Raw genomic sequence first — 26,067 nt, 5'->3', positions numbered from 1 at the left:
AGGTGGGTAGCGGATTTCAGGTGGCTCCGGGTGGATTTTGCGCGGAGCCTCTGGGCGATGGCGTATCGAGGCGTCATCGGGCAGGCTCCGCCTGCCTCGATTCGCGGATCAGCGAATGCCATCGCCCCCCTCCGCGCAAAATCCACCCTCCGATTCGAGTTGTTGCGGGTTCTTGGGTGGGCTGGGCTGGTTTCGCTGTGGAGTTGTCAAGGAACGGGTGGATCGGGTGGTCAGTATTGGTGGGGTTGAGTGGTGTAGTGGCGGCCTAGTGGGGTGACCCAGTGGAGGGTGCTGTCGGAATCCAGGGTGACTGTGTGGTTGCCGTGTTTGAGGTGGTGGTGATGGGCGCAGTAGCCCTTGAGTTGGGTAGCGGTGGTGTCACCGGCGGGCCAGGGAACGGTGTGGTCCAACTCTTGGATGGGCGTGGTGCAGCCAGGGGCGGAGCAGACTCCACCTGCATTAAGTTCGGCGAATTCCTTGATGCGGGCGGTGGGGCGGTAGGTATCGGTGCTCAGTTCGGAAGCCCGACGGTACTTGTCGAGGAGGAGTCCGCGCCAAGGGGCGTGCATGGACAGCTCGCGGGCAGAGTCGGCGGCGATCGGGCCGTATCCGTCCAGCAGACCGGGGTCTTCGGTCAGGCCCATCAGGGTCTCCAGCGAGATGGTGACGTGCACCTTGACCTTGCGGTCCACCCCATAGCCCAGGAACCGGTCCACGAAGGCGTCGGCCCGCTTCTGATCGGTGGTCCGGTTGTCCTTCACGAGGGCCCGCGCGTCCTGAGTCAGCACGTCGTAGACCTCGCGGGCATCCAAGGCGGTCAGGGTGATCCGCAGCTGGGCCATGCCGTCCGGGAGTGGTGTGAACTCGACCCGACGGTCCTGTTTGGCCTTCAGGCGGCGCTGGTCGTAGCCGGTGGGATCGACCTTCGCGACCTGCGCGGTAGCCCGGCGGGCCAGTTGGGTGCGGGTCAGCCCCGGAGCCACCTCGACGAGGGCGTCCTCCACCTCGGCGATCATGGCGGGGTTGGGCAGGTTGACGATCCGCTCGTCTACGGTCTCCAGTCGCCGCAGGTCCAGCTCTCCTCGCCGTAGCAGCTCCGACAGCCGAGGCAACCGGTCCAACACCTCACTACTGCGCTTCTGCCGTACCACCGACTGCTCCGGCTCATGGATGGCCATCGCCAGCTCGGCAGTGTCCTCGACACCGCTCAGAATCGACAGCTGCACGTGATCGGCGAAGGCTTTGATCTTCCGCGCCACAATGAACGCCGTCACCTGCTGATCGGCGGTCAGAGCGTTGAGGTCCACACCCATGAGCAGATCCAGCAGGGCCCCATAAGGCTCTCTACTCTCCAACTCTCGGGTGAGTTCTTTCATGCCTCCAGAATACGCCGCTCAAAGATCGAACTCGATTCACTAACGGGTGAATCCGGGTTTCATGCATAATCGCAAACCTGACCCCACAAACCCAACCATCGCTCCCTCTAACCTCGGAGGGTGGATTTTGCGTGGAGGGGGGCGATGGCGTACGCTCGTCCGCGAATCGAGGCAGGCGCAGCCTGCCCGATGATTGCCTCGATTGCCATCGCCCAGAGGCTCCACGCAAAATCCACCCGGAGTCAACCAAAAAACCCACCATATCCCCCGCAACCCAAAAACCGGTCACCCTTCCAAAACCACCCCTACCGCCACGACGAGCAGGCACTCCATCCACCGCAGCACCGCATCGGCTCGAAACCGAGTGGCGTCCTCGCACGTGGTTGATCGAGGATGTGGCCGTGCAGCAGGTGACGCTACGGAAGATGACGGCGGCGGAGTACGGTGCCGCGACCGAGCATCGCGAGGCCGAGTCGGTGCGTGTGCTCAGCCGGGTGATGCCGGAACACCTCGCGCGTGAGCGGGTCCGGAGTGGCACCACGCGGTTCCTCCCCGACGGCCTGGACACGGTCGGTCATCATCTGCTGACAGCCGAGAACGAGTCCGGCGAGGCGGTGGGGAACGCGTGGATCGGCCCGGACCCGAGCCAGGCTTCGGGTACGGCGAGCGCCGCATGGCTGTATGACATCAATGTCTTTCCGCCGTACCGGCGTCTCGGGTACGGATCCGCGATCCTCGCGGCCGCGGAGGCGCTCGTCGCGCGCGAGGGCCGGACGGCGCTGGGCCTGAACGTCGTCGGGGACAACGAGGCGGCGATCGCCCTGTACCGCCGCAGTGGCTACGAAGTGACGTCGATGTCCATGCGGAAGAAGATGTAGCGCTGACCCTTACGGGGTTGTGAAAGGGGGCTCACCACCGGGTCCGCTCGCCGCGGAAGTGGTAAGCCTGAGGTATGTCGCAGCAGCCTGACGGCCGGACGGCCGCCGATCTGATCGTGGAGTGCCTGCTGGCCGAGGGCGTCGAGGTGGTGTTCGGCATCCCCGGCGAGGAGAACATGCGGCTGACCAACGCCCTGGACGCCTCGCCGATCCGCTACGTGCTGACCCGGCACGAGCAGGCGGCGTCGTTCATGGCCGAGATGTACGGCCGGGTCACCGGCAAGGCCGGGGTGGTGTCGGCGACCCTGGGCCCGGGGGCGATCAACCTCCAGCTGGGCGTGGCCGACGCGACCACCAACTCGACGCCGCTGGTGGCGATCTCGGCCCAGGTCGGCCAGTTCCGCGAGTACAAGGAGTCGCACCAGTTCGTGGACCTGGTGAGCCTGTTCGCGCCGATCACGCAGTTCGCCGGCAGTGTGCCGTCGGCCGCGGCGGTGCCGGAGATGCTGCGCCGCGCGTTCAAGACGGCGCAGAGCGAGCGGCCCGGCGCGGTGTACCTGGCCGTGCCCGAGGACGTCGAGGTGGAGACGGCCACGCCGGAGCTGAAGCCGTTGCCGCTCAACGTGGTTCATCCGGAGGCCCCGTCCGCCAGCCAGGTGGAGCGGGCCGCGGCCATCCTGCGGGCGGCCCGCAACCCGGTGCTGCTGGCCGGCCACGGCGCGGCCCGCAACCACGCGAGCGCCGCGCTGGGCCGGTTCGCCGAGCACACCGGCGCCGCCGTCGCGACCACCTTCCATGGCAAGGGCGTGCTGGCCGACGACCACCCGAACTCCATGGGCACCATCGGTTTCATGCGCCGCGACTACGCCAACTTCGGCTTCGACCAGGCCGACGTGATCGTCGCCGTCGGCTACGAGCTCCAGGAGTTCGACCCGGTCAAGATCAACCCGGACGGCGACAAGCAGATCATCCACATCCACCGGTTCCCGGCCGAGGTGGACGCGCACTACTCGGTGTCGGTGGGCATCGAGGGCGACATCAGCGCCTCCCTGGACGCCCTGCGCGAGGCCGTGCCGGCGCGGGAGCCCCACACCGGGGCGGCCAAGATCCGCGAGCTGGTGGCCGACGAGCTGGCCCGCGGCCAGCGGGACGACCGGTTTCCCCTGTCGCCGCAGCGGATCGTGGCCGACACTCGGTCCGCCCTCGGCCGCGACGACATCGTGCTGGTCGACACCGGCGCGGTGAAGATGTGGATGGCGCGGCTGTACCCGACCTACGCCGCCAACACCTGCCTGATCTCCAACGGCTTGTCCACCATGGGTTTCGCCCTCCCCGGCGCGCTCGGGGTGCATCTGGCCCGACCTGACCGCCGGGTGCTGGCGGTGACCGGCGACGGCTCGTTCCTCATGCACTCGCAGGAGATCGAGACCGCCGTGCGTGAGCACCTGCCGCTGACCGTGCTGGTGTGGGAGGACAGCGGCTACGGCCTGATCGAGTGGAAGATGAAGCTGGAGACCGGCACCGTGTCCAACGTCCGGTTCCGCAATCCCGAGATCACCCAGTACGCCGCCAGTTTCGGCGCCACCGGCTACCACGTGACCCAGGCCGCCGAGTTGCTGCCCACCCTCCGCAAGGCCCTGGACGACGACGGCGTCTCCATCGTCGTGGCCCCCGTGGACTACGCGGAGAACATCAGCCTCACCGACCGTCTGGGCATGCTCACCGATCCGCTCTGATCACGCCACCAGCCGCAGCGGCTCCTCCAGCGCGGTGACCAGCGCCGCCATCCACTGGGCGGCAAGGGCGCCGTCAATGGCCCGGTGGTCGACCGAGAACACCAGGGTCAGCTGGGTGGCCACCGTCAGCTGACCGTTCACGACCGCCGGCGCGGGTTTGCCCGCGCCGACGGCGAGAATGGCCGCCTGGGGCGGGTTGATGATCGCCGCGAACTCGTCGACCCCGTACATGCCGAGATTGCTCACCGTGATCGTGCCGCCCTCAAGGTCCTTCTGCGGCAGCCGACCCTCGTCGGCCTGCCGGGCGAACCCCTTGACCTGGGCCGAGATCGCGCTCAGCGACAGGCTGGCGACGTTGCGCAGCACCGGCGTCACGAGCCCCCGGGCCGAGGCGATCGCCACCCCGATGTCGACCGTCCGGTAGCGCCGCATCGCGTCGTCGGTCCAGATCACGTTCGCGTCCGGCACCGTCCCGTGGGCCACCGCGACCGCCCGGATGACCAGGTCGTTGACGGAAATCTTCGCCGGTGACACGGCGTTGAGCTGCTTGCGCAGCGTCAAGAGGTCGTCGATGCGCGCGGTCCGGCGGACGTAGAAGTGCGGGATGGCCTGCTTGCTCGCCGTCAGCCGGCTCGCGATGACCGTGCGGACCCGGCTGTGCGGAATCTCCTCGAAGGCAGCATCGGCGACGACCGCCTTGGCACCAGGTTCCGGGATCGTGGTGGCCGGTTTGTCCACCTGCGCGATTGCGGCTTCCACGTCCTTGCGCACGATGCGGCCGTTCGGGCCGGTGCCGGCGACCGCGTCGAGCGGGATCCCGGCTTCCTTCAACAGCTTCCGGGCCAGCGGGCTGGCGAAGATTCGCGCGGGCGAAGGTTCGGCCGGCCCGCCGGAGCTGTTGGTCGCCGGCTCACCGGCACCGGCCGATGCTTCAGCGCCCCTGAGTTCGGCCAGCAGCGACGACACATCCTCCCCTGCCGCCCCCAGCACGGCGATCGGGGCACCAACCTCCACAGTGGACCCGCCGTCGACCAAGCGCCGCAACACCATCGCGCCGATCTCGGCCTCGACCTCCACGGCGGCCTTGTCGGTCTCCAGCACGGCGATGGCGGCGCCGGCCTCGAAGGCGACGTTCTCGGGCACCAGCCACTCGGTCAGCACGGCCTCGGTGGAGCCGGTGGCGACCTCGGGGACTCGCAACAGCGTGGCCATCAGCTGATCCTCCGCAGCGCCTCGACGACTTCCTCGGTCCGGGCGATGGCGGCCCGCTCCAGCGCCTTGCTGATGCTGGGTGAGGCTTCGCCTCCGGTGACGCGTTCGACGGGGGCGTCGAGCCAGTCGAACAGCCGGTGCTGGATCTCGTCAGCCAGGCGGCCGCCGTAGGAAGTGCCCCGCGCGCCCTGTTCGACGATGAGGACGCGGTTGGTCTTGCGGACACTGCGCTCGATGGTGTCCCAGTCGAGACTGGCCCAGTCCAGCCAGCGGAGATCGATGAGGTCGGCGCTGAGGTCGACGATGTCCAGGGCTTCGAGGCAGTGGTTGACCATCGACAGGTAGCTGATCACGGTGAGGGAGTCGCCCGCACGGCGCAGCGCGGCCTGGCCGACCGGAAGCCGGTAGTCGAAGTCGGCGACGGGGCCGATTCCCGTGGTGCCGTAGAGATCGACGTGTTCCAGGACGACAACCGGGTCGTCGCAGGCGACGGCGGTGTTCAGCAGGCCGACGTAGTCGAACGGGTTGGAGGGCGCGACGACCCGCAGCCCGGCGGCGGTGGTGAGGATGCCGGCGGGATCCATGGAGTGCTGGGAGCCGTAGCCGGTGCCGGCGGCCAGCTTGCTGCGCAGCACGAACGGCACGCTGCCGTGCCCGCCGAACATGTGCCGGGCCTTCGCCACCTGGTTGAACAACTGGTCGGCGGCGACCCACATGAAGTCGGCGTACATGAACTCGACGATCGGCCGGGCCAGGCCGTCGATGGCCATGCCACCGGCCAGCCCGGTGAAGGCGTTCTCGCTGATCGGGGTGCCTAGTACCCGTTCGGGAGCACGCTCGATGGCCCCTTTGGTCGCGCCATTGGTGCCGCCCTTGAGCCGGTGCACGTCCTCGCCCAGGACCACTACCCGGGCGTCACTCTCCAACCGCCGGGCCAGCACGTCGCTGACCACGTCGATGAACCGCCGCTCGGCCAGCTCGCCGGAAAACCCGGCCTGCTCCTCGTACCGGCTGCCGTCCAGTTCGGACAGATCACCGCGCACGCCGATGTCCACGAAGGCCGGATCCGGCCACGCCGACTCCCTGATCGACCGGCCGTCCGGGGTGAGGAACTCGGCGCTGATCTCCCGCAACACGGCCTCGACCCCGTCCCGGGCGGCGTCGATCTCCTCGGCGCTGGCCAGCCCCCGGCGCACCACGTGCCGACGCAGCAAGTCGATGGGATCCCGTGCCCGCCAGGCCTTCTCCTCGTCCTTGCTGCGGTAGCCGAACGCGCTGCCCGGGTACGACCCGTTCTGGTGGAAGTACCGGTACAGGTCGGCCTCGATGATCGTCGGCCCGCCGCCGGACCGCATCACCGCCAGCGCCTCGGTCATCGCCAGGTGCACGGCCAGTGGATCCATTCCGTCGACCCGCCAGCTGGGAATCCTGAACCCGAGCCCGCGGGCCGACAGCCGGGGCTCGGCGGTCGCCTCGGCGACCGTGGTCGACACCGCGTACTGGTTGTTCTCGATGAAGAAGCAGACCGGCAGCTGCCAGGCGGCGGCCAGGTTGAACGTCTCCAGCACCGAGCCGATGTTCACCGCGCCGTCGCCGAAGTACGTCACGGTCACGGCGTCGCCGGCCCGCCGCTGGTTCCAGGCGAATCCGGCGGCCTGCGGCACGCCGCCGCCGACGATGGCATTGGTGCCCATCGCGCCGGCCTCGCGCCACTGGAGGTGCATCGACCCGCCGCGACCGCCGCAGTATCCCTCGGCCAGGCCGCAGATTTCGGCCAGGGTCCGCCGCAACACCGTGCGGACGTCGTCGTCCAGCGCCGGCAGCTCGCCGCCCTTGGCCTTGGCGACGTGTCCGAAGGCCTTGGCCAGGAACTGGTGGTGGCCGCGGTGTGAGCCGTTGACGTAGTCGTCGCTGCGCAGCGGCAGCACGGACCCGACGGCCCCGCCCTCCTGGCCGATGCTGGAGTGCGCGGGACCGTGCACGAGACCCCGGCCGGCCAGGTCGAGCACGTGCTCCTCGAACGATCGGATCCATTGGGCCCGCCCGAGCAGGGTGCGCAGCAAGTCGCCGTCGGCCTCGTCCCAGTCCCGCTGTGTGCTGCGCAGCAGGACCCAGGGCGCGCCGGCGGCCAGGTCCTCGCGATCAGGCATCCCAGCCTCCATTGGATCCAATCGGCACGATATGCCGTACACTATGCGAGGTCGCTACCACAAACGCAAGGCTCATTGGATCCATTGGAGGTCACAGTGCCCCTGCCGGGAGTGACCGGCGTCGACCATGTCGGCGTCACCGTGCCGGACCTGGAGCAGGCCCACGAGTTCTTCACCGACGTGCTGGGCTGCGAGTACATGTACAAGCTCGGCCCCTACCAGGATGAAGGTCGCTGGATGAGCGAGCACCTCGGCGTCGACGACCGGGCGGTGATGCGCGAGCTGCGGTTCTACCGCCTCGGCGGCCGGGCGATCTTTGAGGTCTTCCGGTACGAGGCGTCGGCGCAACAGACCGTGCCGCCGCGCAACTCCGACGTCGGCGGCCACCACATCGCCCTGTACGTCGAGGATCTGGACGCCGCCGTCGCCGACCTGCGCCGGCGTGGGCTCACCGTGCTCGGCGAGCCCACCACCAGCAAGGGGCCGAGCGAGGGCCAGCGGTGGGTGTACTTCCTGTCGCCGTGGGGGATGCAGTGTGAGCTAGTGTCCTATCCCAACGGAAAGGCCTTCGACCACCACCCGGAGGCGTTCGACTGAAGGGATGGCGAGCGTGGCCGTACCCGCGGGCGTGGCCAGCCAGCGCATCGCCGACGAGCTGCGCGCCCGGATCCTGGCCGGGCAGCTGGCCCCCGGCACCCGGATCGTGCAGGACGAGCTGGCCGAGGAGCTGAACACCAGCCGGCTGCCGGTGCGCGAGGCGCTGCGCATCCTCGAGTCGCGCGGCCTGGTCACCCTGCGCGCCAACCAGGGCGCCTGGGTGACCTCGATGGACGTGCGCGAGTGCGAGCTCAGCTACAAGATCCGCGAGCGGCTGGAACCGTTGCTGCTGGCCGAATCCGCGCCGCGACTGTCCGATGCGGACATCGAGGCGATGGCCACGGTGCAGGACCGGATCGAGGCCTGCGTGGACGTCGAGGAGTTCCTGGTGCTGGACCGCCGGCTGCACTGGGCCGTGTACCAGTACCACCGCGACGGGGACCTGCCGACGATGGTGAACCGCCTGTGGGACACCACCCAGCACTACCGGCGGGCGTTCTCCCGGCTGGCCGGCGACCAGCGGCGGTGGATCATCAACGCCGAGCACCGGCTGCTGATCCAGGCGCTGCGGGACCGTGATCACGGCTCCGCGGAGCGGATCCTGGAGCTGCACATCCGCCGGACCCGGGTGGAGCTGGTCAAACACCCGGAGCTGTTCGCCCACTGACGGAAACGGGCCGTGTGGGGCTGCCGCACGGCCCGATCCGGCGCGTCAGGAAATGGTGAACCGGGCGGCCAGCAGGTCACGCGGCCGCGAGGAGTGGCCGACCAGCAGGTCGAACTCGCCGGACTCGACGATCCGGCGGCCGTCGGCGGTGACCAGCGTGCAGTCGGCCGCCGGCAGCTCCAGCGCCACCCGCACCGACTCCCCCGCCGGCACGTCGACCTGCTGGTACGCCTTGAGTTCCCGGTCGGCCCAGGTCACCGAGGTGATCAGGTCGCGGACGTACACCTGCACGGTCTCGCGCGCCGGCCGGTTGCCGGTGTTGGAGACGGTGACCTCGGCGCGCACGGTGTCGGCCGGACCCAGCGCCGGCGTCAGCACCTCGAGATCCGAGTACTCCAGCGTGGTGTAGCTGAGCCCCTCGCCGAAGGCGAACATCGGGTCCTGCGTGAGGTCGGCGTAGCGGTGCCCGTGCTGGCCGCGGATCTGGTTGTAGTAGATGGGCTGCTGGCCGACGTGCCGGGCCACCGAGATCGGCAGCCGGCCGCTCGGCTCGATCAGGCCCAGCAGCAGCTCGGCGATCGCCCGGCCGCCCTTCATTCCCGGGTTGAACGCCTGAACGATCGCGGCGGCGTGCTCCGCCGACGGCGGCAGCACCAGCGGCTTCGAGCTGATCACCACCACCACGACCGGCTTTCCGGTCTGCGCCAACGCGTCCAGCAGCGCGATCTGGCCGCCGACCAGTTCCAGTGTGGCCGTGGAGCGGGCCTCGCCGACCAGGCCGATGGTGTCACCGACCACCGCCACGACCACATCGGACGCCTCGGCGGCCGCGACCGCCTCGGCGATCAGCGACGGGTCCGCCGGCTCGGGCCGCACGACCTCGGGCGCAGGCTGGCCGTCCGGCAGCACGGTGCCGTCGGGATCCGGGCCGAACGTGGCGATGCGGGCGCCGAGCGCGTGCGTGACCGTCCACTCGGGAGGGACGACCGCGCGCAGTCCATCCAGGACAGTCTCGGTGAGGTGCCGCGGGTGGCCGTCCGGCAGCCAGTCCACCTGGCCCGAAGCGCCGGCCCAGTCACCCAGCTGCGCGTCCACGTCGTCCGCGTTCGGGCCGACCACGGCGACCTTCACCTGGCTGCCGCCGAGCGGCAGCGTGCCGTCGTTGGTCAGCAGCACCAGGCTGCGCCGCGCCATCTCCAGGTTCACGGCCACGTGCTCGGCCTTGCCGATGTGCAGCTTCTGCCGCTCGGCGTCGGGCACGCGCGGGTTCTCGAACAGGCCCAGCTCGAACTTCAGGGTGAGGATCCGGCGCACCGCCTCGTCGATGTCCACTTCGGACAGCATGCCGCGGGCCACCGCGTCCTGGGCGCCCTGGAAGAACTGGGGCGTGGTCAGCACGAGGTCGTTGCCGGAGCGCACCGCGAGCGCCGCCGCCTCGGCGTGGTCGGCGCAGATCTGCTGCTCCCACACCATGCGGCCGACGTTGTCCCAGTCGGTCACCAGCGTGCCCGAGTACTTCCACTCGTCGCGCAGGACTTCCTTGAGCACCCACTGGTTCGCGGTGATCGGCACGCCGTCGATGGCCTGGTAGCCGATCATGAAGGTGCGGCAGCCCTCGCGGGCCACCCGCTCGAACGGCGGCAGGAACCAGGAGCGCAGCTTGCGTCGCGACAGGTCGGCCTCGGTGGCGTCCCGGCCGCCCTGGGTCTCCGAATAACCGGCGAAGTGCTTGGCGCAGGCCAGGATCGCCGTCGGGTCGGACAGGCCGTCGCCCTGGTAGCCCTTGACCATGGCCGAGCCGTACTCGCCGATCAGGAAGGGGTCCTCGCCGAACGTCTCGTCGACCCGGCCCCAGCGCAGGTCCCGGGTGATGCACAGGACCGGGGAGAACGTCCAGTGCACGCCGGTGGTGGAGACCTCGACCGCGGTCACCCGGGCCACCTGCTCGACCAGGGCCGGATCCCAGGAGCAGGCCATGCCCAGCTGCGTCGGGAAGATGGTGGCCCCGGGCCAGAACGAGTGGCCGTGGATGCAGTCCTCACCGGTCAGCAGCGGGATGCCCAGCCGGGTCTTGGCGGCCAGGTCCATGGCCAGCACCAGGTTCTCCGGCGAGGTGTGCAGGATGGCGCCGACGTGGTAGTCGTCGATCAGCTCCCGGACGCCGCCGCGGGCGTCCAGGTGCAGCATCTGACCGATCTTCTCCGGCAGCGTCATCCGGGCCAGCAGGTCGTCGATGCGCTCGGCGACGGAAAGGGCCGGATCACGGTAAGGCTGGTCGACCACCTGCGTTGCTCCTGTCTTCACTGGTTGTCGAGTGCCCGGTGGCGGTCCGGGTCCACGGGCGCGAGCGGACGGGTGGCCTGCGCCAGGCACAGCGCGACCACCTGTAGTGCGGCCACCGCGAGCAGGGCCCGCAGGATCGTCACGTGATCACCGAGCAGGCCCAGCAGCGGCGGCCCGGCGAAGCTGGCGATCTTCGCGACCGAGGACGCCACGGTGACCCGGCCGGCGGCGTGCGCCGGGTCGTCCGCGGCCGCGCTCATGCCGACCGGATAGCCGAAAGCCACGCCGACGCCCCACAGGGCGGTTCCCACGAAGGCTAGCGGAACGGCGGGGGCGAAGATGAACAACAGGAGCCCGAGTACGGCCACCGCGCCCTGGATCCGTAGCACGATCACCCGGCCGAAACGGTCGAGCAGGCGTGGGCCGAACCAGCGGGTGGCCGTCATGGCGGCCAGGAAGGTCGCGTAGGCGACGGTGCCCAGCGCGGCCGGCGCGTGGTAACCGTCGACGAAGCTGACGCCCGTCCAGTCGTTGCCGGCGCCTTCGCTGAACCCGGCGGCCAACACGAACACGCCGATCATCAGGGTGCGCGGCTCGCGCCAGTAGCGCAGCGTGCTGTGCGGCCTACGACCGTCCTCTGTGGACGGAGGCTCGCCGGGCAGGAATCCGCGCACCGCGATCGGGAGCGCGACGGCCACCACCACCGCGACGATCGTCAGGTGCACCGGCACCGGAACGTCCAGTTGCACCATGGCCGCGCCCAGCAGCGCACCGGCCACCGTGCCGACGCTGTAGCCGGCATGGAACCGCGGCATGATCGACCGGCCGAGCCGGCGCTCCACCACCGTGCCCTGGATGTTCATCGCGACATCCCAGGCCGAGCTGAACAGCCCGAACAACAGCATGCCGGTGGCGAACACCGGCGCGCCGAGCCGGTCGCCCAGCCCGATCAGCACCAGCGCGACACCGGACAGCGCGGACGTCCAGGCGACGGCGCGGCCCTGCCCGAGCTGGGTCACCACACGGCCGGAGAACGGCCGGGAGATCAGGGCGCCGGCCGCGCCGGCCAGCAGGATCGCGCCCAGTTGACCGGTGTCCAGACCCAGGTCGTCACGCAACTGCGGAAGGCGGGCCAGCCCGCTGGACAGCAGCAGTCCGGAGCCGGCGAACGCGGCGTAGGTGGCCTTGGTGGCGGCGCGCTCCGCCGCCGACCGCCGCGCGGTCGGCTGAACAGTGGTCATGGCGGCGCGTCGCCCGGGCACGCGCCAATTTCTACCATATGGTCAAGATTGATGGAAGCGCTCTCACAGGGTGGTGACGGGTCACCGCCCCAGTGTCCGGCACAACGGCCCTCTCGGCGTCGACCACTGGCCGGAAGTCACTCCTTCCGCCCAGTGCTCCCAACCCGTGACACGGGAAGCTCCCCCACGCGGCAGACTGGGGGTACCGGCCGCGGGAGGGAGCTGGTCTCGGCGGATCGCGGTGGCGATCCAGCATTGACTGTAGATCGCCGGGGCGGGGCGGACAACGCCGTCGGGCGAAACGGGTCAGGAGGCTGCCCGAACGTCCAGAAACCGCGCCCCTGGAACGTTTTTCGCTGTTTCGGCCGGTTGGGCCCGCCCGGTCAGCCGGGCCCGAATGGTCCCGCGTTTCGGTCAGCCGGAGCGGTCTGGGCAGCCCACTCGGGCAAATCGGCCCGATCGTGCGGCGAACAGCCGAGCCCGACCGTTTCCCGCCTTTTCGATCAAACGATCAGGCCCGGACATTCGGTCAAGCCAGCTGATCGCGGATGTCCCGCAGGTGGTGCTGCACCTCGTGCACGGTGTGCACGGCCACCCAGCGCAGCGACCGCACCTGCGGCTCCGGCCAGGAGTAGACCATCTCGTTGTCCCAGTCCTCGCCCAGCCGGTCCAGCACGTTCCCGAACAGCGAGGCCGCGTCGGCGAGCTGCCGGGCGACGTCGTTCGGGTCCTGCTCGGCATAGCCCTCGTGCTCGACGCGGGCGTCGCGGCCCATGCTCGTCGGGGTGAACCCGCTGTTCCTACGGGCGGTCAGCACCCGCTCACGCTGCATCAGGAACACGTCCCGGAGGTGGCAGCCGTACTCCAGCGGCGACCAGAGCCCGGGCCGGCGGCGGGTGGCGAGGTCGGCCGGCGTCCGCAGCGCCTCGGCGACCTCGCCGGCCAGCCGCCGGATGGTGGCGGCGGCAGCCGGCGCGTCGTCGACGTCGTAGCGGAACCCGCACTCGGCGCAGAGATCATCCACGCCGGGATGCTATTTCAGGCGAAGGCGTTCACGCCGGTCAGCTCCGCCGACAGGGTCCACAGCCGGTCGGCCTGCTCCGGGTCGATGGCGTACGCCTTGACGCCGGCCCAGGTCGTGGCCGGGTCGGCGTCCACCGGGACCGCGTCGGCCAGGTCGCAGTCCTCCAGGTACACCCCGCCCAGGCCATCCAGCTGCGGCGAGGTGGCGGCGAACACCGTGGTCGCGGCGCCCTGCTCGGGCGTCTTGAACTTGACCAGCAGGTTGCCGTCCTGGTCGATCCAGCCGCGCTCGACCATCTCCTCGCGGGACAGGTGCCGCTGCAGCGGCGTCCAGATGCCGCCCGGGTGCACGGCGAAGGCCTGCACGTTCCGGTCCGCGCCCAACTCGTTCAGCTTCTTGGCGAACAGCACGTTGGCGGTCTTGGCCTGGCCGTAGGCCGCCCACTTCTCGTAGCCCTGCTCGAACTGGAGGTCGTCCCAGCGGATCGGCGAGAAGAAGTGGCCACGGGAGGAGAGCGCGACCACCCGCGCGCCGTCCGCGACCGCCGGCCAGAGCCGGTTGACCAGGGCGAAGTGGCCGAGGTGGTTGGTGGCGAACTGGGCCTCCCAGCCGGGGCCGATCCGGGTCTCCGGGCAGGCCATCACCCCGGCGTTGTTGATCACGAGGTCGAGGGTGCGGCCGGTGGCCAGGAACCGCTCGGCGAAGGCCTTGACGCTGTCCAGGTCGCCCAGGTCCAGCGCGTCGACCTCGACGTTCGGGATGTCCGAGAGCGCTTCCCGGGCCGTGTCCACCCGCCGGGCCGGCACGATCACGTGCGCGCCGGCGCCCACCAGGGCGCGGGTGGTCTCGATGCCGATGCCGGAGTAGCCGCCGGTGACCAGCGCCAGCTTGCCGGTCAGGTCGATGCCGGCGATCACCTCCGCGGCCGTGCTGGTCGCGCCGAAGCCGGTGCCGATCTTGTGCTGTGCGGTCGTTGTCATGGTGACGACGCTATGAGCTGGAGTGCGCTCCAGCGCAAGCCGCCGCCGCACACCGGCCCACGATCGTGTCGGCGATCACGGGGGCGGGACGCCGCCACCCTGGACAGCTCCCCCATTGACAGCGCGGAACCGGTGGCGGACCATCCGGGAGAGCGCTCTCCCACCCTGCCGGGCGCTCCCCTTCCTCGGTTCCCCCTGCACCCGAAGGAGCTCGCATGCGGTCCCGAAGACTCCGTCTCGGAGAGCGCTCCCCCATGATTCCGCTGGCCCTGGTCGCGTCGCTGGCACTGGCCCTGTTCGGCGGCGCGGTCCGGGCCAACGCGGCCGATTCGCTGCTCTCCCAGGGCAAACCGGCCTCGGCGTCGTCGACCGAGAACGCCGGCACACCGGCGTCGGCGGCCGTCGACGGCGACAGCGGCACCCGATGGTCGAGCGCGGCGGCCGATCCCCAGTGGCTCCAGGTCGATCTGGGCGCGACGGCCTCGATCACCCGAGTCGTCCTGCAATGGGAGACGGCCTACGCCACCGCGTTCCAGATCCAGGTCTCCAACGACGGATCGACGTGGAATCCGATCTACAGCACCACCACCGGCACCGGCGGCACACAAACGCTCACCGTGACCGGAACCGGCCGGTATGTCCGGATGTACGGCACCGCGCGGGCCACCGGCTACGGCTACTCGCTGTGGGAGTTCCAGGCCTTCGGCACGGCCGGTAGCGGCGGATCCTCCTGCGGCACGACCAATGCCGCCCTCGACCGGCCGGCGACCGCGTCCTCGACGGAGAACGCCGGCACACCGGCGGCCGCGGCCGTCGACGGCGATCCCGGCACACGATGGTCCAGCGCGGCTTCCGACCCGCAATGGCTCCAGGTCGACCTCGGCTCCAGCGTGACGATCTGCCAGGTCGTGGTGCAGTGGGAGACGGCATACGCCACGGCGTTCCAGATCCAGGTCTCCGATAACGGCACCACCTGGAACCCCATCTACACCACCACGACCGGCACCGGCGGCACGCAAACGCTCGCCCTGAGCGGAACCGGCCGGTATGTCCGGATGTACGGCACCGCACGGGCCACCGGCTACGGCTACTCGCTGTGGGAATTCCAGATCCGCACCGGCGGCAGCGGCTCCGGCGGCGATGGCAACTGTGGCAACAACAACGCGGCGCTGGGGCATCCGGCCACGGCATCGTCCATTCAGGACAACGACCCCGGCTACTCCGCGCCGTACGCGGTGGACGGCAGCAGCATCACCCGCTGGTCCAGCGCCTACAGCGACCCGCAGTGGCTCCAGGTGGACCTCGGGGCCAGCCTGCCGGTGTGCAAGGTGGTGCTGCGCTGGGAGAACGCCTTCGCGTCGGCGTTCCAGATCCAGGTCTCCGACAACGGCACCACCTGGAACCCCATCTACAGCACCACCACCGGCACCGGTGGCACACAAACGCTCACCGTGACCGGAACCGGCCGGTACATCCGCATGTACGGCACCGGCCGCGCGACGGCGTACGGCTACGCCCTCTGGGAGTTCGAGGTCTACACGGTCGGCGGCGTGACCGCGACCATCCCGCCGCCGCCGACCCAGCCAGCCCCGGGCAACTGCCCGTGGCTGAACAACACCAACCCGACGGCGACCCGCGTCGCCCAGGTGATGGGCCAGATGTCGTTGGCGCAGAAGGTGTCCATTCTGCACGGCACCGACGCCCCCGACTACATCGGCAAGATCTACGGCATTCCGGCGCTGTGCATCCCGGACGTCAACTTCCAGGACGGCCCGGCCGGCGTCGGCGACGGGCTCGGCGGTGTCACACAGATGCCGTCCGGCCTGGTGTCGGCGGCGACCTTCGACACCGACTACGAGCAGCAGTACGGGGCGGCGGTCGGCCAGGAGTTCGCCGCCAAGGGCGTGAACGTGTCGCTCGGGCCGACGGTCAACATCGTGCGGGATCCGCGCTGGGGCCGGGCGTTCGAAACGTTCGGCGAGGACCCGTACCTGTCCGGGCAGATGGGCGCGGCCGACGTCGCCGGCATCCAGGGCCAGGGCGTGCTGGCCGAGGTCAAGCACGCGGCGGCGTACAACATCGAGCAGCCGGCCGGCACCATCGACGTGGATTCCCGGACCCTGCAGGAGATCTACCTACCGGCGTTCCAGACCTCGATCGAGCAGGGCGGGGCGGCGGCGGTGATGTGCGCCTACAGCAACGTCAACGGCGAGCCGTCGTGCCAGAATCCGGCGATCCTGAACACCGGGCTCTACCAGCAGGCCGGCTTCACCGGGTTCGTCACCTCCGACTGGGGCGCGATCCACTCCACCGTCGAGTCGGCCAACGCCGGCCTGACCGTGGAGATGCCCGGCGGCTACTACTACGCCGACTATCTCATCCAGGCCGTGCAGAACGGGCAGGTCAGTCAGTCCACTGTGGACACCATGGTGTCCCGCGTGCTGACCCAGATGTTCCGGTTCGGCCTGTTCGACAAGGCGCCCTCCGGAGCCCGCGACGCCATCGTCACCACGCCCGCGCACGCCGCCGTCGCCCTGCGCGGCACCGAGGAGGGCACGGTGCTGTTGAAGAACAACGGCGTGCTTCCCTTGGACGCCAACAGCGTCGGCTCGGTCGCGGTGATCGGCGTCGATGGCGGCCCCGGCGCGCAGACCATCGGCGGCGGCAGCGGCACCGTCACCAGCGCCGGCACGTACACGCCGATCATCGGCATCCAGGAACGGTTGGCCGACACGAACGCGCAGGTCAGCTACAACGACGGCACCGACCAGGCGGCCGCGGTCGCCCTGGCGCGGTCGTCGTCGGTGGCGGTGGTGTTCGCCAGCGACAACTACGGGCACGAGGAGGCCGACAACACGTCGCTGAACCTGCCCAACAACCAGGACGCGCTGATCTCCGCGGTGGCCGCCGCCAATCCGCGGACCATCGTGGTGCTCAACAACAACGCGGCGATCCTGATGCCGTGGCTGAACCAGGTCGCCGGCGTGTTCGAGGGCTTCTACGACGGGCAGGTGTGGGGCAAGGCGATCGCCGCCCTGCTGTTCGGCGACGTCAACCCGTCCGGGCGGCTGCCGGTCACCTTCCCGACCTCGCTGTCCGCGGTGCCGGCCAACACGCCGGCGCAGTGGCCCGGGGTGAACGGCGCAGTCCAGTACTCCGAAGGCCTCAAGGTCGGCTACCGTTGGTACGACGCGCAGAACGTCGCGCCGCTGTTCCCCTTCGGTTACGGCCTCTCGTACACCAGCTTCTCGTTCGGCAACCTAGCCATCGGGCCGCTGGTGAACGGCCGCTCGACCGTCACCGCCACGGTCACCAACACCGGCAGCCGCGCCGGAGCCGAGGTCGCCCAGCTGTACGTCGGCGATCCCGGACCGGCCGGCGAACCACCGCACCAGCTCAAGGGTTTCCAACGGGTGACGCTCAATCCCGGCGCCAGCTCCACCGTCACGTTCACGCTGACCGCCCGGGACCTCGCGTCGTGGACGGCCAACGGCTGGGTCGCCGGAACCGGCAACTACCAGGTGCTGATCGGCGACTCGTCACGGAACCTGCCGCTGTCCGGCGGTTTGGCCGTCACGAGTCCGATTTCCGTTCAGCCATAAGGGGGCGTGCCCCACCGGCCGGACGGCCGGTGGGGCACGACATCACGTCACCGGTGGCAGGTCGGGGCCGACGGATCCCAACTGCTCCAGGGACACTACCTCGGGCACGGGCCAGGTGACGCCGGCCGGCGGCCAGTGCTGGCCGGTCGCGGCGAGGAAGTCGGCCGGCGGCTCGTACAGCGGGGGCTGCTGGCCGTCAGGGATGAGGCTCTGCCACTGGACCCCGGCGGTACGGGCCTGGAACTCTGCCTTGAACTGCGACAACAGGTCCGGCTGGGTGATCAGGTCGACGGCGGTGGCGGCCAGGTAGCGGGCGGCGGAGAGCAGGCCCTGGTGGCCGATGCTGGAGGCGGCGGTGGAGGTGACGCCCCAGTTGTGGTTGGGGACACCGGCCGGGAAGGTGGCGACGAGGGCCGAGGCGGTCGGCACGTGCCAGGAGACGTCGGCGGTGTCGGTGGAGATGCCGCCGCCGAAGTTGGGGTTGGGCGGGGTCAGCGGGACCAGGCCGGTGGGTAGGCCGACCTCGGGCTTGCCCAAGGCGTGCTGCACGGCCTTGGCCAGGGTCTGGTCGGCTTCGGTGAACACGGGCGGCCCGATGCGGGTCATGTTGTCGTTCATGAGCTCGGCCCCGAACTTGTTGCCCAGCGAGTTCCAGGTGGCCGAGTGGAACTTGTGGATGAGCCGGGTCTGGGACGCCTGGGCGGCGGCCTGGGCGCAGGCGACGATCTTGTCGTAGAGCACCTTCAGCCGGGCCGGGCTGCCCTCCCGGACGAAGAACCAGATGCTGCACATGTCGGGCGTGACGTTGGGGGCGCCGCCGCCGTTGATGACGGCGTAGTGGAACCGCCCGGACGGGGCGACGTTCTTCTCCCGCAGGTACTCGGACATCGTCGCCATGAGCAGTGCGCCGTCGAGGCCGCTGCGGTTGCCCAGCGGCGTCGCGCCGTGGCCGGCCGCCCCCAGAAAGGTGAAGGTGGCCGAGGTGAGCGCGCTGGTGGTGTTCCAGAACGCCAGGGTGGCACCGAAGGGATGCCAGTCCATGAAGGCGTCGAGACCGTCGTAGACGCCGGCCTTCACCATGTACGGCTTGCCGACGAGCTGTTCCTCGCCGGTGGTGCCGAAAACCTTGACGGTGGCCTTGAGCCCCTGGGCCCGGATGGCCTGGCTGACGGCGATCGCGGCCGCCGCGCCGCCGGCGCCGAGGGTGTTGTGCGCGTCGCCGTGGCCGGCGCCGTAGGTGGGGCCGTAGGCGTCGTAGTTGTAGACGAGCGGATCATGGCTGCCTGACCCGGCTTTCTGGGACAGGCCGGGCAGGGCGTCGTATTCGGCGTTGAATCCGATGACCGGACCACCGGACCCGTAGGTGGCCACGAACGCGGCCGGAAAGCCGCCGGCGCCCCACTGCACGGTGAAGCCGTACTTGGTCAGCAGCGCGGCGACCGCCAGCGAGGACTGCCATTCCCGCAGGGAGAGCTCGGCGTACTGCCAGATCCGGTCGCTCAGACCGGTGATCTCGTCGGCGTGCGCGGAGATCCAGGCCAGCGCGGTGGACTTGGCGTCGCCGTCCTTGGCCAGGCCGGTCGGCGCCTGATAGGTGGCCGGGGTGACGCCGACCCGCTCGTCGTGGGCCAGGGTCGCGCCGAGCACCGGGTCGGCGGCGGCCATCATGGCGGTGCTGGCCGCGGCGGTGAGGCCGAAGCCCCGCAACAGTCTCCTGCGGCCGATCTCGTAGTCGCTCACGCCGACCCCTCTGTCCACTATGGATCATTCGCCCGGTGCCAAGATCACCGTAACGCCGTCACGGGACCGCGCCGGGCCGGCGGAGTCGTCCAGCCGGTCAACTCGACCCGTTCAGCCGGTCGACCCCTAAACCGGGCGAAATGGTCGTACAGGGCAGGAGTATTGACAGCGATCCACCCACCCGCGAGGCTGTTTCCGATATAGGTAGGAAACTTTACTAATACTGAGCCAAGCAGCGGACCGCCGCCACCGCCGCTCGCCCATGTCACGTCGTCCGCGAGGAGCCGACCTAATGAAGCGAGTCATCGGCGTGGTGCTCGGCACCGCGCTCACGCTGGTGGCGCCGTTGCCCACCAGCGCGGCCGCCGCCCCACCGGGCCTGACCACCCTGGGCACCGCCGGCTGGACGGTGCTCACCAGCGCGACCGCGACGCAGGGTGGCGCGAAGATATCCACCCCCGGCTTCGACACGTCGAGCTGGCTGAAGGTGCGTCCGGACGACGCCGGGGCCCCCGGCACGGAGATCACGGCGCTGCTGCAGAACAACAAGTGCGCAGACGTCTTCGTCGCCGACAACATGAAGACCTGCTTCGGCACGCAGAAGAAGAACTCGGGCCCGGTGACCACCGCCCAGTTCGCCACCCCGTGGTGGTTCCGCACCGACTTCGACGCCTCGCTGGCCGCCGGCCAGACAGCCTCGCTGGTGGTCAACGGCGTGGTCGGCAAGGCCGACGTCTGGGTGGACGGCAAGGAGCTCGCCACCTCCTCGACGGTCACCGGCGCCTACACCAAGTTCACCTTCGACGTCAGCAGTGTGCTCAAGTCGGGCGCCAACTCGCTGGCCGTCGAGGTGTACCCGAACGACCCGTCCAAGATGCTGACGCTGGACGACGTGGACTGGAACCAGCTGCCGCCGGACAACAACACCGGCATCCAGTTCCCGGTCCAGCTGCTGGTGGCCGGCGGCCTGTCGGTCGGCAACGCCCACGTGGTGCAGAGCAACGCCACCGACCTGAGCAGCTCCAAGCTGACGGTGAAGGCCGATGTCAGCAACGGCAGCGGGTCCAGCCAGACCGGCACCGCGACCGCGACCATCACTCCCCCGTCCGGCGGCACGCCGATCACGGTGAGCCAGAACGTCACGGTGCCCGCGCACGGCAAGACCACGGTCACCTTCCCGGTGCAGACCATCTCGCACCCGCAGGTCTGGTGGCCCTACCAGATGGGCGCGCAGCCGCTGTACACAGTGGACACGACCGTCACCGGCGGCAACAGCACGCACGAGCAGTTCGGCATCCGCACCATCACCACCGCGCTGGTCGGCAAGTCGGCGAGCGCGCCGGACGGCGTCCGCCAGTACTCGGTCAACGGCCAGCCGTTCGTCGTGCGCGGCGGCGGTTTCGCGCCGGACCTGTTCCTGCGCTACGACTCGGCCGACGTGGCCCGGCAGATCGCGCTGCTGAAGAACATGGGGCTCAACGTGATCCGGCTGGAGGGCCACCTGCCGCCGGACGACTTCTTCCAGCAGATGGACCGGGCCGGCATGCTGATCGACTCCGGCCAGCAGTGCTGCGACTTCTGGGAGACGCCGACCACCGACACCGCCACGCTGAACCTGCTCACGCTGTCCGCGCAGACCATCGGCGAGAACGAGCGCGACCACCCCAGCGTGTTCACCTACAGCTGGAGCGACAACGAGCCCAGCGCCAAGGTGGAGACCGCCGAGCTCAACGGCTTCAAGGCGGCCGACTTCAGCCAGCCGGTCATCTCCTCGGCCGAGTACAAGAGCAGCCCGCAGCTGGGGGCCTCCGGCGAGAAGGAGGGCCCGTACGACTACGTGCCGCCGAACTACTGGTACGACACCAGCCACTACGACAGCGGCGACGACCGGACCAACGCGGGCGGCTCGTGGGGCTTCGACAGCGAGGAGAGCGCCGGCGACACGGTGCCGACGCTGGACTCGATCAACCGCTTCCTGTCCGCCTCGGACCAGTCGAACCTGTGGCAGAACCCGAGTTTCAACCAGTACCACGCCAACTACGAGACCGGGCACGGCGGCTACAAGTTCGGCACGCTGTACACCTTCGACACGGCGCTGACCAACCGCTACGGCAAGTGGTCCGACCTGGCCTCCTATGTCGAGGAGGCGCAGGTGCAGAACTACGAGAACACCCGCGCCCAGTTCGAGGCGTTCATGGACCACTCGACCAACGCCGAGGCCCCGGCCACCGGCACGATCTACTGGCAGGCCAACAAGGGCTGGCCGACGCTGCTGTGGGACCTCTACAACTACGACGGTGACCAGGCCGGCAGCTTCTTCGGCGCGAAGAAGGCCAACCAGTCGCTGCACGCGCTGTTCGCCATCGACAACAACACGGTGACCCTGGACAACCTGACCGGCAGCACCCAGGGCAACGTGTCGGTGGAGGCCAAGGTCTACGACACCAACGGCAAGGTCCTCGACGACCAGGGCGTCAACGGCCTTTCCCTGACGCCGCAGCAAGTGCGAAACTCGGTGGTTAAGCCGAAGGTGCCGACCAGCGCGCCCAACAACGTGTACTTCGTCGAGCTGCTGGTCAAGCAGAACAACCAGATCGTCGACCGCAACGTGTACTGGGAGCCGACCAGCAAGCAGGACAGCGTGAACTGGTCGTCCACGCTGGGCAACCCGCAGGCCACAATGTCCTCCTACGCCGACCTGACCGGCCTGAAGTCGTTGGCCCAGGCCAAGGTCTCGGCCACCGCCAGCACCACCTCGGCGGCCGGGCCGGACGGCGCGGACCGGGTCACCAAGGTGACGGTGACCAACACCTCGACCACCTCGACCGTGGGCTTCTTCCTGCGGGCCGACGTGCGGCGCGGCACCGTGGGCGGCGCCGAGCAGCCCGGTGACAACCAGGTGACCTCGACCCTGTGGGACGACAACGACATCACGTTGTGGCCCAGCGAGTCGCAGACCCTGACCGTCACGTGGAAGTCCAGCGACCTCAAGGGCGCCACCCCGGTGGTCAGCCTGAGTGGTTGGAACGTCGGCAAGTTCGACGTGAACGCCTGATCGCGCAGGTCCGGCGGCGCTCAGGCGCCGCCGGACCGAGCCGTCAGCAGAAAGGCCGGCGAGGACCAGTAGTCGTGCAGCGGCACGACGGAAACGTCCTGGTAGCCGGCCTTTTCCAGTTGCGACCGCCACTGGGCGGCCGGCTGTTCCCAGGTCACCCGCCGCGCCCCGGGCGTCAGCTGCCCGACCAGGACGGGCATGAGGAAGCCGCCGGCGACCAGGTCCCGGTCCGGTCCGTACTCGGACAGGCCGCGCTCGTAGGTCTCGGCGAGGAAGCGCAGGTGCGCCGGCCCACCGTGCTCCACCGCCGGCACGTCGAAGTCGACGATCACCAGCCCCGAAGTCCGTTCCCGCAGCCGGGCAAGGACTTCCGTGCGCTCTTCGTGCGGGATGGTGTGCATGGCGAAGGTCGACTCGATCAGGTCGAACGAGTCGTCCACTTCGGACAGGAACGACTGCACGGTGCCGGCGTAGGCGTGCGTCGGCGTCAAGTCCCGCACCGCCTCGGCCAACAACGCCGGTGAGGGCTCGATCAACGTCAGCGAATCCGGCAGATGTCCGCTAACCGCTATGGCATTGCGCACAACCCGGCCGTCGCCGCAGCCGATGTCGGCCAACCGGGCCGGGGTCACCGACCGGTACTGCGCCGCCAGGGCGTCCTCGACAGCCGCGTACAGGCCGACATTGCCACCACCGCCGATGAAAGCCTCGAACGCCGCCGGCTGGTCATACACCGAACCGGCGGCCTCGTTGTCCAAATAGGCCGTCAAATGCCGGGCCAACAAGGAAGAACCGCCGGCGGCCAACTCCCGCGCCCGCCGGCGGTCCCCGTCGGTCAACGCGGTCAACGCGGTCAACGCCTCGACATCGCTCATCCGCCAATGGTGTCAGACCGCGGATTGGTCCGAATGGCCGTTTTCGGCGGCGGCCCGCCGGTCATCCTCCTCCCGACAGCGAACGAAGGAGGTAGAACCGTGATCACCCTTGGCGTGATCCTGCTGATCTGCGGTTTCCTGTTCAACATCCCGGTGCTGTGGACCATCGGCATCGTGCTGGCCGTGGTCGGCGCGGTGCTGGCCATCGTGGGCGGCACCGGCCGCCGCATCGGCGGCCGCGCCCACTGGTACTAGATCCCCAGCTGGGAGACCAGCCAGGCCCGTGTCGCGTCCCGGTAGTCGCCGGCATTGCGGTGCAGGGCAATGGAATGGCCCGCGTCGGGCAACACGTACACCGAAAGCTTGGCGGCCGCCGAGTAGAACGGGGCCTCCTGGGCGCGCAGGGCCGACGCCGATGAACAGTCGCGCAGCGCCAGCAGGCCGCAGAACAGCACGTCATCCTGGCCGACTGCCTGCAACACCGGCACGTCGATGCCCAGCGTCACCGGCACCACGATGCCGAACACCGCCACGGTTCCCATGCCCGGCACGGAAACCTGGTCCTTGGTCGCCTCGTCGGCGGCGATCACGTCGGGATCGGCGTCCGCGGTGTTGTAGAACAACGGCCCGCGGGCGCCGGGCTTGGTGGTGAAGTACAGCGGGTCGCCGGGGTTCTGCACCGACGACAGGAACGCCGGCACCAGCCCCAATGCCGCACCCAGGCCCAGAGCCGGCAGGGACGGGATGTGCGTGACGCCGGTCAGGATCACGCCGTCCACGTCCTTGTAGGTGGACGCCTCCGAGGCGACGATGCCGGAGCCGACGGAGTGCCCGACGATCACCACCTTGCCGAAGCGGGTGCCGCCCACGGCGCCGGCCCGCAGCTGCCCGATGACCTCGTGCAGGGCCTCGGCCTCGGCCCACACGGTCAGCGGCAGGCTCAGCGGGTGGCTGCTCTGCCCGGCTCCGAGCACGTCGACCGCGAACGTGGCATAGCCGTGCTCGGCCATGTCCCGCTGGTACGAGTACTGATCCGGCTGGTAGGGCAGGTCCCAGTAGGTCCGGTTGTAGGTGCCGCCGTGCACGAGCAACTGGACAGCCGACGGGACCGCCCCGTCCGGCACGCACAGCTGGCCACTGATCACCGCGGGCGTGGTCAGCAGCCGCACCACGGACGACGAGTTCACCGGAAGCGTGGTCACCGAGCAGTTCGCCGACGACGCGCTCGCGGTCGGCGGCGCCACCGCGCCGGTCAGACCCGCGACGCAGGCAAGCATCAGCACGGCGAGCTTGCGGACAAGCATCCGAACATCTCCCTCAGTGACGTGGCACAACAGTCATCGGCAGCCGGTTGGGCTGCATGGTGGCGGCCAGCCGTGGCTTGACCTTCGCGCCGGGCACCGGCACGAGCCGCCAGCGGGCGGCGATGGTGGCGGCGACCACCGCTATCTCGGTCTGGGCGAACAGATGGCCGGGACACAGCCGCGCGCCCGCGCCGAACGGGATGAACGCGCCGCGCGGCAGCTTCTCGGCCCGGGCCGGCAGCCAGCGGTCCGGGTCGAACCGGTCCGGGTCGGGGAACCAGCGCGGATCACGGTGCAGAGTGTGCTGGCTGACCGCGACCTCGGTGCCGGCGGGGATGGTTATCCCGCCGAGCGTCACGTCGGTCCGGCTCCGGCGCATGAGGATCAGCGGCGGGTTGCGGCGCAGGATCTCGTTGACCAGCCGCTGCGTGTACTCCAGCCGCGGCAGGTCGGCGAACGTCGCCACGCGGCCGGCCAGCACCTGGTCGATCTCGGCGTGGAACCGGTGTTCGATCTCCGGCTGCTGGGCGATCTCGTGGAAGAACCAGGCCAGCGCGACGGCGGTGGTCTCGGCGCCGGTGGTCAGGATGGTGACCACCTCGTCGTGCACCTGCTCGTCGGTCATGCCCTCGCCGGTCTCCTCGTCCCGGGCCAGCAACAACATCGAGACCAGGTCGCCGTGATCGGTCTCCGCCCCCGCATCCAGCACTGCGCGGGCGGCCAGCACGACCCGCGGGATCACCTCGCGCAGCCGGGCCGCGGCCGCGTCGAACCTCCGGTTGCCGGGAATGGGCAGGCGCTCCACGAACTTCGGCGAGAACGCCCGTACCAGCACGTTGTCCAGCAGATCGGGCACACAGCGCTGGATCTCGTCGAGCACGTCCTGGCCGAGCTCGGTGGCGAACAGGGTGCGGCCGGCGATGCTGAGCACCAGGTTCTGCATGTGCTCGTCGACGGCGACCTCCTGCCCGGCCTTCCAGCCGGAGATCGACTCGGCGGCCAGCGTGGTCATCGTGGTCTCGGCGTACGAGGCGATCCGGGTGCGGTGGAAGGCCGGCAGCACCAGGCGGCGCTGGCGCTTGTTGAACTCGCCGTTGGAGGTGGCCAGGCCGTTGCCGAACAGCGGGCGCATCTTGTCGAAGACGATGCCCTTGTCGTAGTTGTCGGCGTCGGCGGCGAGCAGCCGCATGGCCAGCTCCGGACTGGTCACCATGTAGACCGGCAGCGGGCCGAGGTAGATCTTGACCACCTCGCCGTAGGCCGGCAGCGCGGACAGGAAGCGCAGCGGTCGTCGCAGCATGGCGGCGGTGTGGCCGAGCACGGGACGCCGACCGGGGACAACCGGTG

General features: G+C 69.7%; 18 protein-coding genes. 7 read left to right on the top strand and 11 right to left on the bottom strand.

What is annotated here, in order from left to right; translation table 11 throughout:
• Positions 1–230: 230 nt before the first annotated feature.
• Positions 231–1,376 carry a DUF222 domain-containing protein gene (locus JJ691_RS05940; protein WP_211767782.1) on the bottom strand — a complete coding sequence of 382 codons (1,146 nt, stop codon included), beginning with the start codon at positions 1,374–1,376 and terminating at the stop codon, positions 231–233.
• A 401-nt stretch (positions 1,377–1,777) separates the two neighbouring features.
• Here JJ691_RS05940 and JJ691_RS05935 point away from each other — a divergent pair, with 401 nt between their 5' ends.
• Both JJ691_RS05935 and JJ691_RS05930 read left to right on the top strand, forming a co-directional pair.
• Positions 1,778–2,254, top strand: coding sequence for a GNAT family N-acetyltransferase (locus tag JJ691_RS05935; protein ID WP_211767781.1), 477 nt, complete (start codon positions 1,778–1,780; stop codon positions 2,252–2,254).
• A 74-nt stretch (positions 2,255–2,328) separates the two neighbouring features.
• A complete protein-coding gene (locus JJ691_RS05930; RefSeq protein ID WP_211767780.1) occupies positions 2,329–3,990 on the top strand; it encodes an acetolactate synthase large subunit in 1,662 nt (553 codons plus the stop codon).
• Here JJ691_RS05930 and JJ691_RS05925 read toward each other — a convergent pair whose 3' ends face one another.
• Together JJ691_RS05925 and JJ691_RS05920 are read right to left on the bottom strand one after the other, a co-directional pair.
• Positions 3,991–5,202, bottom strand: a complete 1,212-nt coding sequence (locus JJ691_RS05925; protein WP_211767779.1) for a dihydrolipoamide acetyltransferase family protein — start codon at positions 5,200–5,202, stop codon at positions 3,991–3,993.
• Complete coding sequence (locus JJ691_RS05920; RefSeq protein WP_211767778.1) at positions 5,202–7,352, bottom strand: alpha-ketoacid dehydrogenase subunit alpha/beta; 2,151 nt, start codon at positions 7,350–7,352, stop codon at positions 5,202–5,204. Before JJ691_RS05920 ends, JJ691_RS05925 begins: the two co-directional genes overlap by 1 nt.
• Positions 7,353–7,448: 96 nt before the next feature.
• Between JJ691_RS05920 and JJ691_RS05915 the strand changes: the two genes are divergently transcribed.
• On the top strand, positions 7,449–7,949 hold the full coding sequence (locus JJ691_RS05915) for a VOC family protein (RefSeq protein ID WP_211767777.1): 501 nt from the start codon (positions 7,449–7,451) through the stop codon (positions 7,947–7,949).
• Between the two features lie 13 nt (positions 7,950–7,962).
• A complete protein-coding gene (locus JJ691_RS05910) occupies positions 7,963–8,616 on the top strand; it encodes a GntR family transcriptional regulator (protein WP_249227715.1) in 654 nt (217 codons plus the stop codon).
• A 45-nt stretch (positions 8,617–8,661) separates the two neighbouring features.
• On the opposite strand, the gene JJ691_RS05905 is transcribed toward JJ691_RS05910, so the two are convergent.
• The 4 genes from JJ691_RS05905 to JJ691_RS05890 all read right to left on the bottom strand — a co-directional run bounded on the left by JJ691_RS05905 (position 8,662) and on the right by JJ691_RS05890 (position 14,144).
• Positions 8,662–10,899 carry a glycoside hydrolase family 3 N-terminal domain-containing protein gene (locus tag JJ691_RS05905; protein WP_211767775.1) on the bottom strand — a complete coding sequence of 746 codons (2,238 nt, stop codon included), beginning with the start codon at positions 10,897–10,899 and terminating at the stop codon, positions 8,662–8,664.
• A 17-nt stretch (positions 10,900–10,916) separates the two neighbouring features.
• The gene (locus JJ691_RS05900) at positions 10,917–12,161 is read right to left on the bottom strand and encodes an MFS transporter (RefSeq protein ID WP_211767774.1); all 1,245 of its coding nucleotides are present in this window, start codon (positions 12,159–12,161) and stop codon (positions 10,917–10,919) included.
• Positions 12,162–12,669: 508 nt separating this feature from the next.
• Positions 12,670–13,164 (bottom strand): DinB family protein, encoded by a 495-nt coding sequence (locus tag JJ691_RS05895; protein WP_211767773.1) that lies wholly within the window; start codon positions 13,162–13,164, stop codon positions 12,670–12,672.
• Between the two features lie 14 nt (positions 13,165–13,178).
• Positions 13,179–14,144, bottom strand: a complete 966-nt coding sequence (locus JJ691_RS05890) for an SDR family NAD(P)-dependent oxidoreductase (RefSeq protein ID WP_211767772.1) — start codon at positions 14,142–14,144, stop codon at positions 13,179–13,181.
• A gap of 215 nt (positions 14,145–14,359) precedes the next feature.
• On the opposite strand from JJ691_RS05890, the gene JJ691_RS05885 reads away from it, so the two are divergent.
• A complete protein-coding gene (locus tag JJ691_RS05885) occupies positions 14,360–17,746 on the top strand; it encodes a discoidin domain-containing protein (RefSeq protein ID WP_211767771.1) in 3,387 nt (1,128 codons plus the stop codon).
• Between the two features lie 42 nt (positions 17,747–17,788).
• On the opposite strand, the gene JJ691_RS05880 is transcribed toward JJ691_RS05885, so the two are convergent.
• On the bottom strand, positions 17,789–19,486 hold the full coding sequence (locus JJ691_RS05880) for an amidohydrolase (RefSeq protein ID WP_211767770.1): 1,698 nt from the start codon (positions 19,484–19,486) through the stop codon (positions 17,789–17,791).
• Positions 19,487–19,778: 292 nt separating this feature from the next.
• Here JJ691_RS05880 and JJ691_RS05875 point away from each other — a divergent pair, with 292 nt between their 5' ends.
• The gene (locus JJ691_RS05875; protein ID WP_211767769.1) at positions 19,779–22,541 is read left to right on the top strand and encodes a glycosyl hydrolase 2 galactose-binding domain-containing protein; all 2,763 of its coding nucleotides are present in this window, start codon (positions 19,779–19,781) and stop codon (positions 22,539–22,541) included.
• Positions 22,542–22,561: 20 nt separating this feature from the next.
• Here JJ691_RS05875 and JJ691_RS05870 read toward each other — a convergent pair whose 3' ends face one another.
• Positions 22,562–23,416: a class I SAM-dependent methyltransferase gene (locus JJ691_RS05870; RefSeq protein WP_211767768.1), complete on the bottom strand. Its 855-nt coding sequence runs from the start codon at positions 23,414–23,416 to the stop codon at positions 22,562–22,564.
• 99 nt (positions 23,417–23,515) lie between these two features.
• On the opposite strand from JJ691_RS05870, the gene JJ691_RS05865 reads away from it, so the two are divergent.
• On the top strand, positions 23,516–23,671 hold the full coding sequence (locus tag JJ691_RS05865; RefSeq protein ID WP_211767767.1) for a hypothetical protein: 156 nt from the start codon (positions 23,516–23,518) through the stop codon (positions 23,669–23,671).
• Here JJ691_RS05865 and JJ691_RS05860 read toward each other — a convergent pair.
• Positions 23,668–24,720 carry an alpha/beta hydrolase gene (locus JJ691_RS05860; protein ID WP_211767766.1) on the bottom strand — a complete coding sequence of 351 codons (1,053 nt, stop codon included), beginning with the start codon at positions 24,718–24,720 and terminating at the stop codon, positions 23,668–23,670. The genes JJ691_RS05865 and JJ691_RS05860 overlap by 4 nt on opposite strands.
• A gap of 13 nt (positions 24,721–24,733) precedes the next feature.
• Positions 24,734–26,020, bottom strand: coding sequence for a cytochrome P450 (locus JJ691_RS05855; protein WP_211771304.1), 1,287 nt, complete (start codon positions 26,018–26,020; stop codon positions 24,734–24,736).
• Positions 26,021–26,067 lie beyond the last annotated feature (47 nt).

Origin of the sequence: Kutzneria sp. CA-103260 (assembly GCF_018263855.1) — a bacterium.
Classification (GTDB): domain Bacteria; phylum Actinomycetota; class Actinomycetes; order Mycobacteriales; family Pseudonocardiaceae; genus Kutzneria.
This window is presented reverse-complemented; position numbering and strand designations above follow the sequence as displayed.